This window comes from Bacillus sp. FSL W8-0519 (genome assembly GCF_038005585.1).
Lineage (GTDB): Bacteria > Bacillota > Bacilli > Bacillales > Bacillaceae_G > Bacillus_A > Bacillus_A paranthracis.
Map to the genome: position 1 here is coordinate 1,720,833 of NZ_JBBOTL010000001.1, position 16,738 is coordinate 1,737,570.

Consider the following 16,738-nt stretch of genomic DNA (forward strand, 5'->3'; position numbering starts at 1 on the left):
AGAAAATTTTCTTTGAACGCATAGTTACGTGAGACAATGGCTAAGGGAAAGTATTCCATTACATATAAAAAATAATAAAAATATGAGAGAAAATATTTTTTTAGACGTTATATAGGGTGTAAAAGCTTTTACAAAAAAATAAGGGGAATCGCTACATGAAATCAAATGAGAAAAATTATATAAAAAGATTACAGCGACAAAAAGAAGATGCGCTAGAATTTGTTGTCGATACATACTTACCGCTCATAAAAGGAATAACCCACAAATTTCTTCTTCCGGTTCAAAATGATGGACTCATAGAGGAATGTGTAAACGATATATTTCTTTCCATATGGAATAACGCAAATAAATTTCATGGAGAACCAAATGATTTTAAAAAATGGATTGCGGCAATTGCGAAATTTAAGGCGATTGATTATTACCGGAAGGCAACTAAAAAAGTAGAGATTATTTCGGATGAGTTTCATATTAGTACGGAAAAGTCAGCAGAAGATGAATTAATCGTTATGGAAGATAGGGAAGAGTTATTGAAGCTTATTAATCAATTAGAACCGTTAGATCAAAAGGTGTTCATTATGAAATATCTTCTTGGTATGAAGACAGAAGAAATAGGAGACAAGTTAGGGTTAACTCGGGCAGCGATAGATAATCGTGTGTATCGTGGAAAAAAGAAACTACAACAAAATGCTACGAAAATTAGTTTTGGAGGTAGTGTCATATGAAAGACATTTATGAACTATTAAATGATATTGATATAGATGAGAAAGAACTTGAGGAAATTGAGGCTTCTGAAATTGAAAAAGAAAAAGTAAAGCGCAATGTAAAACAATCGATGCGTACGAAGAAAAAGATGAAAAGTTGGAAAAAAGGCGTTGCTGCTGCATCTATTTTAGTCGGCGTATCGGTTGCCATGCTTGGCATCGGATTTCCGACATACGCTGGAGGATTACCAATAGTAGGTGACATATTCCGATTTTTAGATAATGGTAGAACAGGGTTATATGAAAATTATAAAGAGTTTTCGACTGAATTGAATATGACGAGGGAGAGTAATGGGGTTAAGGTTACCATTAATGATGCTGTGTTCGATGGTAGAACTATTACAATCACATATTCTATTGAGAGCGAAAAAGATTTAGGAGAGAAACCGTTCCCATTTGGAAGTCCGCAAGTTATGGGCTTTGATGGCGGAGGAGGTAGTTCAAACGTTACAAAAGTTGGAGAGGGGAAATATGTAGGTATGACTACGATGAGTGGTCATGGTAGTGAAAGATTAGATGTTGCAAATGTTTGGTGGGATATAGAGGCAATTGAGTTGGATTATGAAGGTAATGTAATAAAGGGAAACTGGAATTTCGCACTTAGTTTAAAAGCAATGGATAGTAAAGAAGTAAAGGTTAATGGGGTTTCTGAAAATGAATTAATAAAAGTAAATATAGACAAAATGGAAGTAACTCCGATGTCATTTATCGTTTTTTTCAATCAGGAAGAATCTAAAGTATTAAGAAGTATATGGGATAGCGCTGATGTGGAATTAGAAATAAAAGATGATTTAGGAAATAAATATGCTGGTGAAGGAAATGGCGGAACTAGTACAGTAGCAGAACCGCACAAAAGTAGTTGGAGTTCCACATTCCAAAAGTTAAATAAAAATGCAACAAAGCTTATCGTTACACCTCACGTGCACTTGCGAGTTCATACACCTGAAAATCATGGTGGAGTGGAGTATGTGAATGGGAAAGAGAAGAAAATAGAAGTACCGAAAAAAGAAGCGAAAAAGAAAGATTTTGTGTTAGATGATATCGTTATTGATTTAAAGAAATAAAAGAGAGACCGCCTAAAACATTAGGCAGTCTTTTTTTCGTTAAGGAGTAGTAACAAGTAATGCATGCGGATGCTGCGTTTTATATTCCTCTTTCCAAGGAATATTTAGTTGTTCCCACGATTCGCCGCTATCATTGGATTGAAACACGCCATTGTTATTTAAAGTGTAAAATGTATGTGGTTCGGCTTCGTTTGTCGCAAACATCGAAATGACTGTACCGATTGCAGATGGTAGTCCTTGTTGTACTTGCTGGAACGGAGTATCTTTCGTTTTACGATAAATATAAGATTCATAAGGAATACGGTGATGAGCGAGATCTGCACTCGGTGCGGCAGAAACGAGAATTGTATTACAATCAGCTGGATCGATAGCCATGCTATATAAATAATGATGTTCAAGTCCATCACTACATGAAATCCAGCTGTTTCCACTGTTATAACTTTCAAGATATGCGCGATCAGGTCCGCCCATAAATCCGTCACCACATGATGCATAAAGGCGATTTGGGGCTTCAGGGTGCATAAGTAATTGATGAGCATCGATAGGAGCACCGAATTTTTTATCAATCCATGTATGCCCTTTATCGTTACTTTGAATAACGGCACCAGCTTCGATTGAAACGTAGATTGTATTTGGATTGTTTGGATCAACCGTAATCCAGCGTACGTGATGAGTAAAAGGTCTAGGAGGGAAAGCCCACGTATAAGAAGATAATAATGATTTCATATTTTTTAGTTCCGTCCACGTTTCCCCACCATTTTCTGAACGGAATAAAGCGCTCGGTTCTGTGCCGACATAAACGACGCCATATCCGTTAACTTGTTCATTCGGGCTTATCGTAATGGAAGTGATCGAAGAATGTAAAATACCATCTTCTTTTGGAAAATCAAAGTAACGATAAGAATCTCCAATTGGTCTCCATGAATCTCCGCTATCGTCACTTAACCAGAGACCTCGTCCAAAAGTGCCGCAATATACACGATTTTTTTGAAATGGATCAACAGCGATACAGGTAGGTTGCATATTTTGTAAGTGATACGCCGCTTCATAGTTACCATATCGTTCTTTCACTACAACAAGTTCACGTTCCATACAGAGAAATAAACGTTTCATTTTCGTAACCTCCTTAAAAATTCTTTCATTAGTAAACAATATGAAGCTGAAAAAGAAGTAGTCTTATTTTTTGTTGAGAAAAAGGACTTGTTTGAAATGTAGCGAAGTGTTTATACAGAGGAAGCGGGATAAAGATGGGGAGTTTGTTTCATACTAATGTACAGATATTATCCTTAAAGGAGCATTAGTATGGGGCATTCACATAATCATGGTAATTCTAATAATAAAAAAGCGTTATTACTTGCATTTTTACTAACAACAAGTTTTATGATTGCTGAAGTTATTGGGGGATTTGTAACAAATAGCTTAGCACTACTATCTGACGCGGGGCATATGCTAAGTGATGCAGTATCTTTAGCTTTAAGTTTACTTGCGTTTAAACTCGGAGAAAAAACAGCAACAACTGCGAAAACATATGGATATAAGCGAGTCGAAATGTTAGCGGCATTATGTAACGGTGTCGTCCTTATTGTCATTTCAATATACATTTTTATTGAAGCAATTCGCCGTTTTAAAGAGCCAGTTGAGATTGCTAGTAATGGAATGCTTATTATTGCTGTACTTGGTCTGCTTATTAATATTTTATCAGCTGGGATATTAATGAGAGGCGGAGATGTGAAGGGTAATTTAAATTTAAGAAGTGCTTTCTTACACGTATTAGGCGATTTATTAGGATCAGTCGGAGCGATAATTGCTGCGTTACTTATTAAATTTTTCGGATGGACTGCTGCAGATGCGATTGCTAGTATTCTTGTGTCTATTTTAGTCATTATTAGTGGATGGCGTGTAACACGTGATACGGTCCATATATTAATGGAAGGTGCACCGCAGAACATAAATGTTGAAGAGGTAAAAAGTACATTGTTAAATATTACGATTGTAAAAGAAGTTCATGATTTGCACATATGGTCTGTCACATCGGATTTTCAAGTATTAACTTGCCACTTGATTATTCAAGGAAATGAAACACAAAGTGTATTAAAAGAGGCTACGGAAGTATTAAAAGAGAAGTTTCATGTAGAACATGTCACCATTCAAGTAGAAATAGATGGTGAATTTCATCATAGTGAGACAACTTGCAAAGTATGAAAGAAAAAGGATAAGAAAAAGTGTCATAACATTTTTCGCGCAGCATACATATATATAATGTGGCCACAAATACTTTGTAAGGTAAATATTTCATGAAATTACTTTACTTATAAAGAGTCATCTTTTATAATCAAAAGTGGTAATTGATAAAGATTATCATTTTCAATAATCGTAGAAAGGAGTTTTTTTAAAAGATGAGTAGTCAACTCCGTTTTGCTGTTGAAAATCGTAAGAGGCATTTAATTGATGAGTTAATTGGAGCAGGTGTGTTTAAAATTCGCGATCGACAATTATACGAGCTGTCTTTAGAGGAATTGGAAAAAGAATACGAAGATATGGAAGATTATGCAAATATTCAGGCATAACTATATATATTAGTAAAAAGAGAGCTGGTTACGATTTTATGTAGCCAGCTCTCTTTCTATTTCGTAGAAATTATTTTTTGTATTTCTTTCATTGGACGGAGCCAGTTTTGAGTCATCATTTGTTCCATTTGTTTTTCATCCTGCTTCTGCAGTGCTTGAATGATAGCGTGATGTTCATCAATAGATTGACTTGCTGGAACAAAGTTTTGGAAAAATAAATATTCAAGGCGTAAGACGTGAAGTTGCATATTTTCTAGAAAGGGTTCAATATATTGATTTTTAGCAATAGAAGAAATTGCATTGTGAAATTGTATATCTAATTCTAAAGCTTGTTTTGCGTTTTTTTTCTCTATAGAGTACTGAAAGTCATCATTTATTTCAGAAAGTAGCTTCAGATCAGCGTCTGTAATGTTTTGAAGTGCTTGCTTACCTATAATAGAGTGAAGACCAGCCATCGTTTCATAAATAGTAGGTATGTCGTCTAACTGAATAGGAGCAATTTTTGTTTTTTGCCCAGGTACCATTTCCACTAATCCAGAAAGCTCTAATATTTGAAGTGCTTCTCTTACAGGTGTTCTACTTACTCCTAGTGCTTCAGCCAGTTCCCCATCATTAATTTTTTCATCGGGCTTCAGTACACCTTCAATAATCCAATCTTGTAGTTGATTTAAAACGAGTGATTTTGCTGAAACTCTTCCTAGTTTTTTATTATTTTGAGGGATAGGCATAGTGAATTCAATCCTTTCATTGTATATTTTCCTTTTTCTGATGAACAAGCTTTAATTCAGGTTTCCCTTCATCCGGTTTTTGGCTTAAGATAAGCACCATTACAATGACACAAAAAGCCCCTAATAACTGAAAAGATTGAAACGGTACATGTAATATAAGTACAGAAGAAATAATAGCTGCGAGTGGTTCTGTACAACCGAATAATGTCGTTTCTTTCGGGGTTAAGTATCGTATGCTGTCTAAGTATAAATAAAAGGCAATAAGTGTTCCGAAAATGATGACAAATGTGATGAGCGGTAAAGTATTTAGTTTTACATATTTCATCGTTGACAATAAAATGAATTCTTTCGTAGTAATAAAGTGTACAATCGTTACACCCATACCCCCAATAATCATGCCCCATCCAACGATAACTGAGGAAGACCATCTATCTAGTAATTCTTTTGAATATAAACTATAAAAAGCAAGAGATAATCCAGATAAAATACCCCAAACGATAGCTGGTGTAGAAACAGCTAAGTTATGAACAGACCCGTTTGTTAGTAAGAGAAAAGTGCCTACTAATGAAAGGGCAATTGAAATAAAATCAATTTTTGATGGACGAACGTTCCATTTGAAAAGTAAGTATACAGTAATAAATATAGGAGCTAAATATTGCAATAATGTTGCAACGGCAGCATTTCCTTCTTTAATAGAAGCGAAGTACGTGTATTGTACAGCAAGCATACCGAATAGGCCAAACAATATCATTTTAGTAGCATCAGATCTTTGTTTCCATATGCTGAATATTTCTTTTTTTCTCGTTCCCAATGATGAAATAATGAGTAAGATAACGCCCGATATAAGCAATCGAATTGTAACTAACCATTCAGTAGAAATATTGTCATATTGAAAAAGTTGTTGTGCAGCTGTTCCGGACAAGCCCCATAAACAAGCACCGATGACAACCATAATGATTCCTTTTAAACGATTTGGATCCATCATGTATAGAGTCCTCCTTTCAGGAAATATATTATATACAATATGCAATATATCACGAAATGAATAAAAAATAAACTGAAATTTCTGTGTTGTATGGTGGAGATTTGAATAGTTCCAGTTATATTTACGATACAAGCGAGCAGGTTAAATAAAGTGAGAGAAAATTATAAAATTAAATCATAATCAAGCGGATAAAAAAATAAAGATAAGAGTAATTTGGTTTGTTAAAAATATGTGTAGAAGGAGATACGCGATGAACTGGGTTACTCATAAACCAACATTTGAATTTGATAATTTTAGTCCATTTATTCGTGCGAATACTGCGTGGCTTGGGCATTTGGAGTTCGCATACGATTTAGTAAGATTTGAAAAACCAGAAATATTAGTTGAGCTAGGTACACATTTAGGCGCTTCTTTTTTCAGTTTTTGTCAAGGGGTAAAGGATGGGGGATTAGCTACAAAATGTTATGCTGTAGATACTTGGACAGGAGACGGGCATACAGGTCCATATGGAGAAGGTGTTTTCCAAATTGTAGATAAAGTGGTGAAAATGAGCTATCCCAATATAGGTAATTTAATTAAATCTACTTTTGATGAGGCTGTTGATCAATTTCAAGATGGAACGATAAATTTGTTGCATATTGATGGCTATCATACGTATGAAGCAGTTTCTCATGATTATAAAACATGGTTACCGAAACTTGCGAATAACGGTATTGTGTTATTTCATGATATTGAGGTGAAAGATCGAAACTTCGGCGTGTATAAGTTTTGGGATGAAGTCACAGCAAAGCACCCTCATTTTCAGTTCCAGCATTCATATGGACTCGGCGTATTATTTCCGAAAGGTTGTAGCGATAAGTTTGTGGAAATACTTCAAAATAAAGAAGAAATACAAAATATGTATAAATAAAAGTGGAGCATGCATCATTTGAATGATGCGTGCTTTTTTGTGTGGGGAATAATGATATTCCTTTAAACGGTGAGGATAATAGTAAAAAGTTTTATGTTGGCAAATATTAAAAAAGTTACTCTTTGATTGTTAAATATAAAAAATGTAACATTTTTTATATTTTCCATTGCGAAAAGTAGCATCTACTTTTACAATAGAAAAGGTGTCCAATATATTATACTGGAAAAATAAATCGAAATAATATGAAAATTTTGTTTTGTCTTCGCTAATTGTATATTACATACATGTAAGACGACACACGTCATGTTATCGACTTGTAAGGAGAGAAAAAAATGAAAAGTGTAAGATTACCATCGATGCTAGAAATCATAGTTCTTTTATTATTATTTCTTGCTGTTGTCTTTTCCTTCCAAACGATTTTTGATCTCCCAATTCAATTAGCGCTATTTATTTCATGGTTTTTAGTAATTGCGCTTGGATTAAGATTAGGATTTCGTTATCAAGAATTGCAAGATGCAATTACGAAAGGGATTTCTAACGGATTAGAAGCAATACTCATTTTAGTTGCAGTAGGTGCTTTAATTGGAACATGGATTGCTGGTGGGATAGTACCAACATTAATTTATTATGGATTAGAATTTATTCACCCTAGTATATTCCTATTAGCAACATTAATTATTTGTTCGATCACTTCTATCGCAACAGGAACATCTTGGGGAACGGTAGGAACAGCAGGTATTGCTATGATGGCGATTGGTGAAGGTCTTGGGTTACCATTACCACTTGTTGCTGGTGCAGTTCTTTCAGGTGCTTATTTCGGGGATAAATTATCGCCACTTTCTGATAGTACAGTACTTGCAGCATCTATGGCAAAAGTAGATGTTATTGCACACGTACGAGCTATGCTTGTATTAGACGTTCCAGCGTATATTATTACTAGCATTATGTTTACTGTAGCTGGTTGGATGTATGGCGGAGATAACGTAGATTTAAATCGAGTAGAATTTTTAAAGGAATCATTATTAAAACACTTTGATATTAAAATATGGATGTTAGTTCCGGCGATTATTGTCATTGTCCTATTAGCAATGAAGAAGCCTTCTATGCCTACAATTGCAATGGGAGCTTTACTTGGCGCAATTTGGGCAACTGTTTTCCAAGGAATGCACTTTGGAGACGCAATTGGAACAGCATATAACGGATTCTCAATTCAATCAGGCGTTGAGTTTGTCGATAAGTTATTAAACCGTGGCGGAATTAACGGTATGCTCGGTTCAGTAGCCGTAATTATTTTCGGTTTAGGGTTTGGTGGATTACTTGAAAAATTAGGTGTTTTAAAAGTAATCGTATCAAAATTCGAAAAGAAATTAAATTCTGCTGGTAATGTAACATTATCTACATTAATCGTTGCATTTTTAGCGAACATATTTGGATGTGCGATGTACGTATCACTTATTTTAACACCGAAAATTATGCAAGAAAGTTATGATAAACTAAAAATCGACCGCCGCGTATTAGCGCGTAACTCAGAAGTAGGTGGAACATTAACTTCAGGTATGGTTCCATGGTCGGATAACGGTATTTTTATGGCTGGTATTTTAGGTGTTGCGACGATATCATACATTCCATTTATGTGGTTAAGCTTCGTATCGTTAATTTTAGCAGTTATTTACGGATATACAGGCAAGTTCATTTGGTATGTAGATGATGCTGAAAAAGGAAAAGAAGCGTCATAATAAAAAATCACCTTCTACGTGTTGTAGAAGGTGATTTTTTATTATGAAAACATACTTTTTCATATTGAATTCCTCCAGTATTGTTATAGTAGGTTACAAAGGAAAGAATACAACCTAAACTTAAGTTTAGGTCAAGAGGAGTTTTTAAAATAAATATAAAATATCTATTTATATGAGTGAGAATTCTTATCATTTAGAGGGAAGTCTGTTATTATAAGAAATGTAGGTATTATATTTTCAAGGGGATGAAAACATGGAGTACAGAATTGAAAGAGATACATTAGGAGAAATTAAAGTTCCAGCTGATAAATTATGGGCAGCACAAACACAACGTAGTAAAGAAAACTTCCCGATTGGAACAGAGCAAATGCCGCTTGAAATTGTAAAAGCATTTGCCATTTTAAAGAAGAGTGCAGCACTTACTAATAAAAAATTAGGAAAGCTATCAGAAGAAAAAGCAGAAGCAATTGTGACAGCAGCTGACGAAGTGATAGCAGGGAAATGGAATGAACATTTTCCACTTGTCGTATGGCAAACAGGTAGTGGTACTCAGTCAAACATGAATGTGAATGAAGTAATTGCAAACCGAGGGAATCAAATTTTGAAAGAGAAAGGATTTGACGTACATATTCATCCGAATGATGATGTGAACATGTCTCAAAGTTCAAATGATACTTTCCCAACTGCGCTTCATGTAGCATGTGTACTCGCAGTAGAAAATCACGTGTTACCAGCAATTACGAAATTAAAAGAAACGTTAGCAGAAAAAGTAAAAGCATTTGAACATATTATAAAAATTGGTCGTACACATTTACAAGATGCGACACCGTTAACATTAGGACAAGAAATTAGTGGATGGCACCGTATGCTTGAAAAAACAGAGCGTATGATTGCAGAGAGCAATACATATATGAAAGAGCTTGCGATTGGTGGTACTGCAGTTGGAACAGGTATAAACGCCCATCCTAAATTTGGTGAGATGGTATCTGAGGAAATTAGCCAATTTACAGGTAAGCAATTTATTTCTGCACCAAATAAATTCCATGCATTAACGAGTCATGATGAAGTTGTATATACGCATGGGGCATTAAAAGCATTAGCAGCGGATTTAATGAAAATTGCTAACGATGTGCGCTGGCTGGCAAGTGGTCCACGTAGTGGGCTAGGAGAAATTATTATTCCAGCAAATGAGCCAGGAAGCTCTATTATGCCAGGTAAAGTAAATCCAACGCAAAGTGAAGCGTTAACGATGGTTGTAGCACAAGTGATGGGAAATGACGCAACAATCGGATTTGCAGCGAGCCAAGGCAATTTTGAGTTAAATGTATTTAAACCTGTTATTGCATATAACTTCTTACAATCTGCTCACTTATTAGCAGATGCAATTGTTTCATTTAATGATAATTGTGCAGTTGGTATTGAAGCAGATGAAGAAGTCATTAAAGAGAATGTGAATCGTTCATTAATGCTTGTTACAGCATTAAATCCGCATATCGGATATGAAAATGCAGCGAAAATTGCGAAGCATGCTCATAAACAAGGGTTAACTTTAAAAGAAGCAGCATTGCAATCTGGATTACTAACAGAAGCACAATTTGATGAAATTGTCGATCCGAAAAAAATGATTGCTCCGAAAGAGTAATAAAAACGCCAAGATTCTTTGTTTAGAATCTTGGTTTTTTTATTACTGTAAATGCCAAAATATATTATTTGTTAGCAGACATATTCAATATTTTCATATGTGGGCAGTTTTCTTTTAAAAGTGCAATGAATTTTTCTTCTTCTTGTGGTACGAAAGTTGTCACAGAGTCGAATAAATTATAATGGATTTCTAATTGCTGTCTAGTCCATTTCTTTGAATGAAGTTTTTTACCAGAGTATTTAATGTGGCGAATATCTTCAAAGGGAATTTCAGTACGTAGTATGAAACCATGTTTTACGAAAAGAGATGATTCTGTTACGTTGTAGTGAGAGAAATAGAATGAAGAAAGATTCACGATATTTAGCAGCATCATGAGGGTGAAAAAAATAGAATTTTCATTTTGGAAAAATAGTGAAATGAAAAAAATCAGGATAAATAATGTAATAAAAATGACGTGAAATGGATTTTTTTTCGCTTTAAATTTCAAGTTAGTCACCTCGGTATACGTGTACTTTAACTAAATTAAATCATAACATTGTAATAAAACGTGCGAATATGCATAATTGCATATTCGCACGTTTTATTATTCATGTAAAATTTCTTGATGGGATACATTCAAAAGAAGTTTTGTAATAGTGGAGTGGCATGAAGTGACTTACAAGAATAGAAAGATAGTGTTAGTCATAATTAGTTGTATGATGATTATGGGGAGTTGTGCTAATACATTTGTTGAAGATAGAAACCGAAAGCATACATTTGTACAAGCAAGTAAGGTTTTAGTTGAGACTTTAAATAGAATATATAAAAAGTAAAAGGTGTTTTCTTATACGGAAACACCTTTTTTGTAGTTAAAATTGAATGTACTTTCTCCCAATCTCCATATTCACTAATTGCATATGTATTTTGGGCAATTTGTTTAACAGTAAACCAAGAGCCGTGCAGAATAGTCATGTTTTGTTTCACATCCTATCGTAATTTATTTATTAAATACATTCGCTTTTTATTGCTTCATGTCCTTTTTAAAGAATATTTTATAGACATTTTTTATAAAGGTTTGAAAAATAGGTAAACGAAACATTGAAATGTTTATTTCGTTTATGTTAAGATGATGAAGTGGTAATAAACGTTATTGGAATTTGTTTATTTTAAAACGGACATTTTAAAGGAGTGTTTAGTATGAGCGATATTTCAGAGAAGTTTTGGGATGCGTCGGTAGAGGAATTGAAAAAAGGGTATGTGTTTGATGAGGAAACGGAAGAGTATATTTGTTTAGCTTGTGGAGAAACGTTTATTAAGGGTGTTATTTATCAAGATAATCAAGTTTTGTATGAAGCAGAGAAGTTTGTACAATTGCATGTGCAAAACGAACATACATCTATGTTTGACTATTTATTAAACCTTGATAAGAAGTATACGGGTTTAACGGATTTGCAAAAGAAGATGGTTCAGTTTTTCCATATGGGGCTGAATGATAAAGAGATTGTGAAAGAGATGGATGGCGGAAGTACTTCAACCATCCGCAATCATCGGTTTACACTTCGAGAGAAAATGAAGCAAGCGAAAGTGTTTTTAGCGTTAATGGAACTGTCAGAAGAAAAATCAAAAGTACAAACGAAATTTGTACCCATTCATAGAACAGCAACGATGGTAGATGATCGTTACAATATTACAGAAGAAGAAAATGATGAAGTGTTAAAAACACATTTTACAGAGGGATTAGATGGACCGCTTTCTAAATTTCCAAAAAAGCAAAAGCGTAAATTAATTATATTACGTCATTTAGTGACGAAGTTTGATAGTCATAAAAAGTACACTGAAAAAGAAGTAAATGCTATTATAGAAAGCGTATATCCGGATTTTGTAACTTTGAGAAGATATTTAATCGAATACGGGTTTTTAGATAGAACAGCTGATGGAAGCCAATATTGGGTGAAGTTATAATATAGGGACAAGAAAATGAATAGAAGCACATCGTTATAACAACTATACAAAGAGATAGAAGTTGAAAAACAGATTTTTAATAAAAGGAGAAATGAAATTTGAAACCACCTACAAATAACAATAAAGAAGGTGCGGAGTCACATAAGTTAGAAAGTGAGAGTAAACCGATTTGGAAATCGATGTCCATGTTTTTAGTACCGTTACTATTAAGTAATGTACTACAATCAGTTGGACAATTATTCGGTATGGTAGTAGTAGGAAGGTGGCTTGGAGTGAATGATTTAGCGGCCATATCGGCATTCTTCCCATTATTTTTCTTACTTGTTTCATTCGTAATTGGTATTGGTTCAGGGAGTTCCATTTTAATTGGTCAGGCGTTTGGGGCAAAAAACGAAGATCGTTTAAAAGCGATTGTTGGTACGACGCTAACATTTACCTTTATTATTGGAGTTGTGTTAGCGATAGTAGGTAGTATTTTTGCGATGGATATTATGCGCCTTATGGGGACGCCAGAAAATATTATTGAAATAAGTGTACATTATGCACGTATTTTATTTATATCGATGCCAATCTTATTTTTATATTTCGCATACACAACGTTTATGAGAGGTACAGGAGATTCTAAAACGCCATTTTACTTTTTAATTGTAAGTACAGCGCTAAATATGATCTTATTACCAATCCTTATTTTTGGATGGTTAGGTGCTCCAAAATTAGATGTGTATGGAGCAGCCTATGCTTCTGTTATATCTACAGTTATTACGTTTATTGTCATGTTAGTGTATTTAAAGAAAAAAAATCACCCACTACAATTAGATAGTACGGTAAGGAAATATCTTCGAATGGATTGGGGGTTATTAAAGCTTTTACTACGACTTGGTATTCCAGCGAGTATTAATATGATATTAGTTTCATTATCAGAAATTGCGGTAATTGCGTTTGTAAATCGTTACGGTTCGGATGCAACAGCAGCTTATGGCGTTGTGAACCAAGTTGCAAGTTATGTGCAAATGCCAGCAGTTAGTCTTGGTATTACAGTCTCCATTTTTGCTGCCCAATCAATTGGTGCGAATCAATTTGATCGATTGCAGAAAGTTGTGAAGGCCGGAATTATTATGAACTACGTCATCGGTGGTGTGCTAATATCTCTTATTTACTTGTTCTCAAGAGACATTCTATCACTATTTTTAACGAGTCAAACTACAATTGAAATTGCTCATAGCCTAGTTATGATTACATTATGGAGTTATTTAATTTTCGGGCATGCGCAAATTATTAGTGCGACAATGCGAGCGAGTGGTACAGTATTATGGCCAACTGTTATCGGCGTCGTATCAATATGGCTTGTAGAAGTACCTGTAGCGTATTACCTTTCTTACCATACAAGTCTTGGCATAGAAGGGATATGGATTGGGTACCCAGCAGCGTTTATTGTCAGTTTAATACTACAATATGCATATTATAAGATTTCATGGCAGAAGAAACGAATTACACGATTAGTGAGTTAAATATTGAAAATGTCCCTAAGTTATTATACTTAGGGACATTTTTTGTAAGTGTAGGTTACAAATAGCTTTTTAAAGTAATATCAAAATGTTGTCTAATGAGTTTGTTATCACTCATATAAAACTCCCACGCTTTTTCTGGTTCACCTATAATTTCAAAAGATTCTTCTGTAATATATAAGGCACAATTATCCTCTAGTGCAATGCCTTCTATATTCCCTTGATGATTTTGTAAAAAGGAATGGAAGGCGTTCATTCTATTTAATTGATTATAATGTGGACAAAACCTTTTGTTCACAATTCCCCAGCCGTTGCTCTATATAACCGGAACCTTCATAATCTGAGCGGATGCTAGATGTGAACCAGCACATAGCACCAGCGCTACACCCTGCAATGAGCGTTCCTTGCTGCAGAGCCGATAGTAATTTTTCATCGAGCTTATGTTCTTTCCATTCTGAAATCATTTGAATATAGTTTCCGCCACTGAGATAAATTAAATCAGCAGACTGAATCATTTCGTCTATTTCATATTTAGAAGGTGTATCGGCTATAATACGTAAAATTTGTACGTCACAGTGTAATTGTTTTTCGAATGTGTCTAAAAATAATTTTATATAGCTTTCATCATCATGACTAGCTGTAGGAATGAATAATACTTTCGGATACTGTTTATTTGTTAATTCTATAAGTCGCTCATTAATAGGCGAGTGATTTGAATCTTGTAAATCACCGCCACCAATGACAGCTAATTTCATAGTAAAGCACCACCTAATCATTTTCGTTATATAAAAATTCGATAGAAGAGAGTTACATTCCTTCTGCGATGTAATGATTAAGTAGAAAATATAGTTTGAATATATCGGAATAGTAAAGCAAAGGCTGGTTATATTGAGAAATGAATTAGAAACAATTTATTAATATATAATACTTCATACTATTGTTTCAAAATATGGAAACAATATGTTTAAATGGATATAAAGAAGCATGTATTCATATTGAATGAGTACTTATCCTTTAAAAAGGAATCGGCAATAATAGAGATTTTACAAATGAGTTTTTACTTTTAATAGGAACTTGTATTACAATATGGTAAAATTATTTCAATATATTTATTTAATATAAAAATACAAAGAGGGAGCGTGAGAAAAGTGGATTTTCGATTCGAATTTACAACGAAGGTGAAGGAATACTTGGATGATGAGAAGGATGAAAAAATAATAAAAGATGGACATAGAGATATCATTTTTCAGTATTTATATCCGCTAGAGAGTGAAATTGGTATTTATAAAAATCCTAACTTTACTTTTTTTGCATCAGGAAGACGCTCGCATATCGTATTAGAAAACATTGAATTTAAAACAGAGGTAAATGTAAAAAGTAACATCATTGAAATTACAAAAATAGTAGATAATGTCGTTATCCCGTTAGATACGATCGTAGCGAAAAATCGGGAATTGTTTGCACTTGGGCGTAATGAGAAATTTAGTGTACAAATATTAGAGCAGTATCTCTTTGATACATTTGGAGAAAAATTAGGTTTAAAATGAATGGAATTGCCTATGTATTTATAGGTAGTTCATTTTCGTATATATCATCTACGTTTGACCTTTCAATTAATTTATACTACAATTCGTAGTGTGAAAGGAGACGCATGATGTTTACTCAAAACTATAAGCTAAATGAGCAAGGGTTAAATCATTTCTTTGGACCGCTTGAAGCAAAAATTATGGAGATTGTTTGGTCTAGCGAGGGTATTACGATTAAAGAAGTACAGCAGAAATTAAGCGAAGAATCACCTGTGAATTTTAATACTGTGATGACAGTTATGAACAGGTTAGTAGAGAAATTACATTTAGAAAAACAGACTGTGAAAAGAAGTGGCATATATCGTGCTGTACAAACAAAAGAAGAATTCTTATCCAATCAAACGAAGAAAATGACACAGGAATTGATGGGGGAATTTGGAGATTTGGTTGTAAATCATATGCTAGATGAGTTAGAGCAAGTTGATCCGACTTTAATAAAAAAGTTAGAAGATAAATTGAGTCAGTTAAAAAAAGAGGATTAATGAAATGAAATGGCAAATGCGTAAAATCGTATTGTTAGCAGTAATTGTTAGTACCGTCTTTTTCAGTATGTTAGTGTATTACGTTACATATCCATTTCTTTTTCAAAATAAGGCGTTCTTTCTTTCAAATTTTTGCTTGTTTCAGTTAGAAAAACATATGAAAGAATTATCGCTCATTCGTATTATAATCGCTGGATTTCTACTACTTACAGTGTTTATCGTGTGCAAAAGAATGTGGCGACAATTTTTCGATACTAAAAGATTACAAAAAGTACTTATTCCTTTCGTTCGAAAAGGAAAACAAATATATATATTGCCGACTGCGGAAGTTGCGGCATTTACAATTGGGTTATTTCGTCCGAAAATTGTCATGTCAGAAGGGATGCTTCAAACATTTTCAGATGAAGAAATGGATGCGATTATTTTTCATGAAGAATATCATCAAAACAATCGAGATCCGCTAAAATTATTTTGTTTTACGTTATTAGCAGAAGGAATGATGTACATACCGATATTAAAAGGGTTGTTACAGCGGTATCACACGTATCAGGAGCTAGCTGCTGATAAATATGCGATGCAAAAAATGGAGTCTTCGTTTGAGTTAGGTAGCGCGTTATTAAAATTAATTAAAATAAAGGCAATGGAAAACCGATGTGTGACAGCTTCATTTGCAAAAACAGCAATAAATTTACGAATCGAGCAAGTGTTACATGAAAAAGTTGTTAAGCTTACTATTCCGTTACATACGAATTCGGTATATGTAACATTAGGTTTATTCTGTATGTCGGTTGTACTGATTGTCGGAGAGTGCATATAGCCTCTTTTTTTTTA

The 16,738-nt window shown here is 34.0% G+C and carries 17 protein-coding genes and 1 pseudogene; 12 read left to right on the plus strand and 6 right to left on the minus strand.

What is annotated here, in order from left to right; translation table 11 throughout:
* Nucleotides 1–155 precede the first annotated feature (155 nt).
* Complete coding sequence (locus NST14_RS09010) at nt 156–722, plus strand: sigma-70 family RNA polymerase sigma factor (RefSeq protein ID WP_048557479.1); 567 nt, start codon at nt 156–158, stop codon at nt 720–722.
* Nucleotides 719–1,825 (plus strand): DUF4179 domain-containing protein, encoded by a 1,107-nt coding sequence (locus NST14_RS09015; protein ID WP_000653152.1) that lies wholly within the window; start codon nt 719–721, stop codon nt 1,823–1,825. Before NST14_RS09010 ends, NST14_RS09015 begins: the two co-directional genes overlap by 4 nt.
* A 39-nt stretch (nt 1,826–1,864) precedes the next feature.
* Here NST14_RS09015 and NST14_RS09020 read toward each other — a convergent pair whose 3' ends face one another.
* Nucleotides 1,865–2,938, minus strand: coding sequence for a WD40/YVTN/BNR-like repeat-containing protein (locus NST14_RS09020; RefSeq protein ID WP_073541819.1), 1,074 nt, complete (start codon nt 2,936–2,938; stop codon nt 1,865–1,867).
* A gap of 189 nt (nt 2,939–3,127) precedes the next feature.
* Here NST14_RS09020 and NST14_RS09025 point away from each other — a divergent pair, with 189 nt between their 5' ends.
* Together NST14_RS09025 and fbpA are read left to right on the plus strand one after the other, a co-directional pair.
* Nucleotides 3,128–4,027, plus strand: a complete 900-nt coding sequence (locus NST14_RS09025; RefSeq protein ID WP_000510073.1) for a cation diffusion facilitator family transporter — start codon at nt 3,128–3,130, stop codon at nt 4,025–4,027.
* Nucleotides 4,028–4,221: 194 nt separating this feature from the next.
* Nucleotides 4,222–4,392: a Fur-regulated basic protein FbpA gene (gene fbpA, locus NST14_RS09030; protein ID WP_000098302.1), complete on the plus strand. Its 171-nt coding sequence runs from the start codon at nt 4,222–4,224 to the stop codon at nt 4,390–4,392.
* Nucleotides 4,393–4,448: 56 nt separating this feature from the next.
* Here fbpA and NST14_RS09035 read toward each other — a convergent pair whose 3' ends face one another.
* Nucleotides 4,449–5,120, minus strand: coding sequence for a GntR family transcriptional regulator (locus NST14_RS09035; protein WP_002163700.1), 672 nt, complete (start codon nt 5,118–5,120; stop codon nt 4,449–4,451).
* A gap of 16 nt (nt 5,121–5,136) precedes the next feature.
* A complete protein-coding gene (locus NST14_RS09040) occupies nt 5,137–6,102 on the minus strand; it encodes a DMT family transporter (protein WP_033688413.1) in 966 nt (321 codons plus the stop codon).
* Nucleotides 6,103–6,355: 253 nt separating this feature from the next.
* Here NST14_RS09040 and NST14_RS09045 point away from each other — a divergent pair, with 253 nt between their 5' ends.
* The 3 genes from NST14_RS09045 (at nt 6,356) to fumC (ending at nt 10,393) form a co-directional block, all read left to right on the plus strand.
* Nucleotides 6,356–7,015 (plus strand): class I SAM-dependent methyltransferase, encoded by a 660-nt coding sequence (locus NST14_RS09045; RefSeq protein WP_001104680.1) that lies wholly within the window; start codon nt 6,356–6,358, stop codon nt 7,013–7,015.
* Between the two features lie 332 nt (nt 7,016–7,347).
* Nucleotides 7,348–8,751, plus strand: coding sequence for a Na+/H+ antiporter NhaC (nhaC, locus tag NST14_RS09050; RefSeq protein ID WP_000843974.1), 1,404 nt, complete (start codon nt 7,348–7,350; stop codon nt 8,749–8,751).
* A 253-nt stretch (nt 8,752–9,004) separates the two neighbouring features.
* Entirely contained in the window at nt 9,005–10,393 is a 1,389-nt protein-coding gene (fumC, locus tag NST14_RS09055) for a class II fumarate hydratase (RefSeq protein WP_000456628.1), read from the plus strand.
* Between the two features lie 64 nt (nt 10,394–10,457).
* On the opposite strand, the gene NST14_RS09060 is transcribed toward fumC, so the two are convergent.
* Complete coding sequence (locus NST14_RS09060) at nt 10,458–10,880, minus strand: PH domain-containing protein (RefSeq protein WP_061184845.1); 423 nt, start codon at nt 10,878–10,880, stop codon at nt 10,458–10,460.
* 230 nt (nt 10,881–11,110) lie between these two features.
* Entirely contained in the window at nt 11,111–11,344 is a 234-nt protein-coding gene (locus NST14_RS09065) for a hypothetical protein (protein ID WP_073541818.1), read from the minus strand.
* Between the two features lie 225 nt (nt 11,345–11,569).
* Between NST14_RS09065 and NST14_RS09070 the strand changes: the two genes are divergently transcribed.
* Nucleotides 11,570–12,334: a DUF2087 domain-containing protein gene (locus tag NST14_RS09070; RefSeq protein ID WP_001280289.1), complete on the plus strand. Its 765-nt coding sequence runs from the start codon at nt 11,570–11,572 to the stop codon at nt 12,332–12,334.
* 98 nt (nt 12,335–12,432) lie between these two features.
* Nucleotides 12,433–13,842: an MATE family efflux transporter gene (locus tag NST14_RS09075; RefSeq protein ID WP_229142976.1), complete on the plus strand. Its 1,410-nt coding sequence runs from the start codon at nt 12,433–12,435 to the stop codon at nt 13,840–13,842.
* A gap of 55 nt (nt 13,843–13,897) precedes the next feature.
* Here NST14_RS09075 and NST14_RS09080 read toward each other — a convergent pair.
* Nucleotides 13,898–14,594, minus strand: a pseudogene (locus NST14_RS09080) (peptidase E).
* 393 nt (nt 14,595–14,987) lie between these two features.
* On the opposite strand from NST14_RS09080, the gene NST14_RS09085 reads away from it, so the two are divergent.
* From NST14_RS09085 to NST14_RS09095, 3 genes are all read left to right on the plus strand, one after another.
* Nucleotides 14,988–15,386, plus strand: a complete 399-nt coding sequence (locus NST14_RS09085) for a DUF3942 family protein (protein WP_000347533.1) — start codon at nt 14,988–14,990, stop codon at nt 15,384–15,386.
* 107 nt (nt 15,387–15,493) lie between these two features.
* Nucleotides 15,494–15,907 carry a BlaI/MecI/CopY family transcriptional regulator gene (locus NST14_RS09090; RefSeq protein ID WP_000495065.1) on the plus strand — a complete coding sequence of 138 codons (414 nt, stop codon included), beginning with the start codon at nt 15,494–15,496 and terminating at the stop codon, nt 15,905–15,907.
* A gap of 4 nt (nt 15,908–15,911) precedes the next feature.
* Nucleotides 15,912–16,724: a M56 family metallopeptidase gene (locus NST14_RS09095; RefSeq protein WP_073541817.1), complete on the plus strand. Its 813-nt coding sequence runs from the start codon at nt 15,912–15,914 to the stop codon at nt 16,722–16,724.
* Nucleotides 16,725–16,738 lie beyond the last annotated feature (14 nt).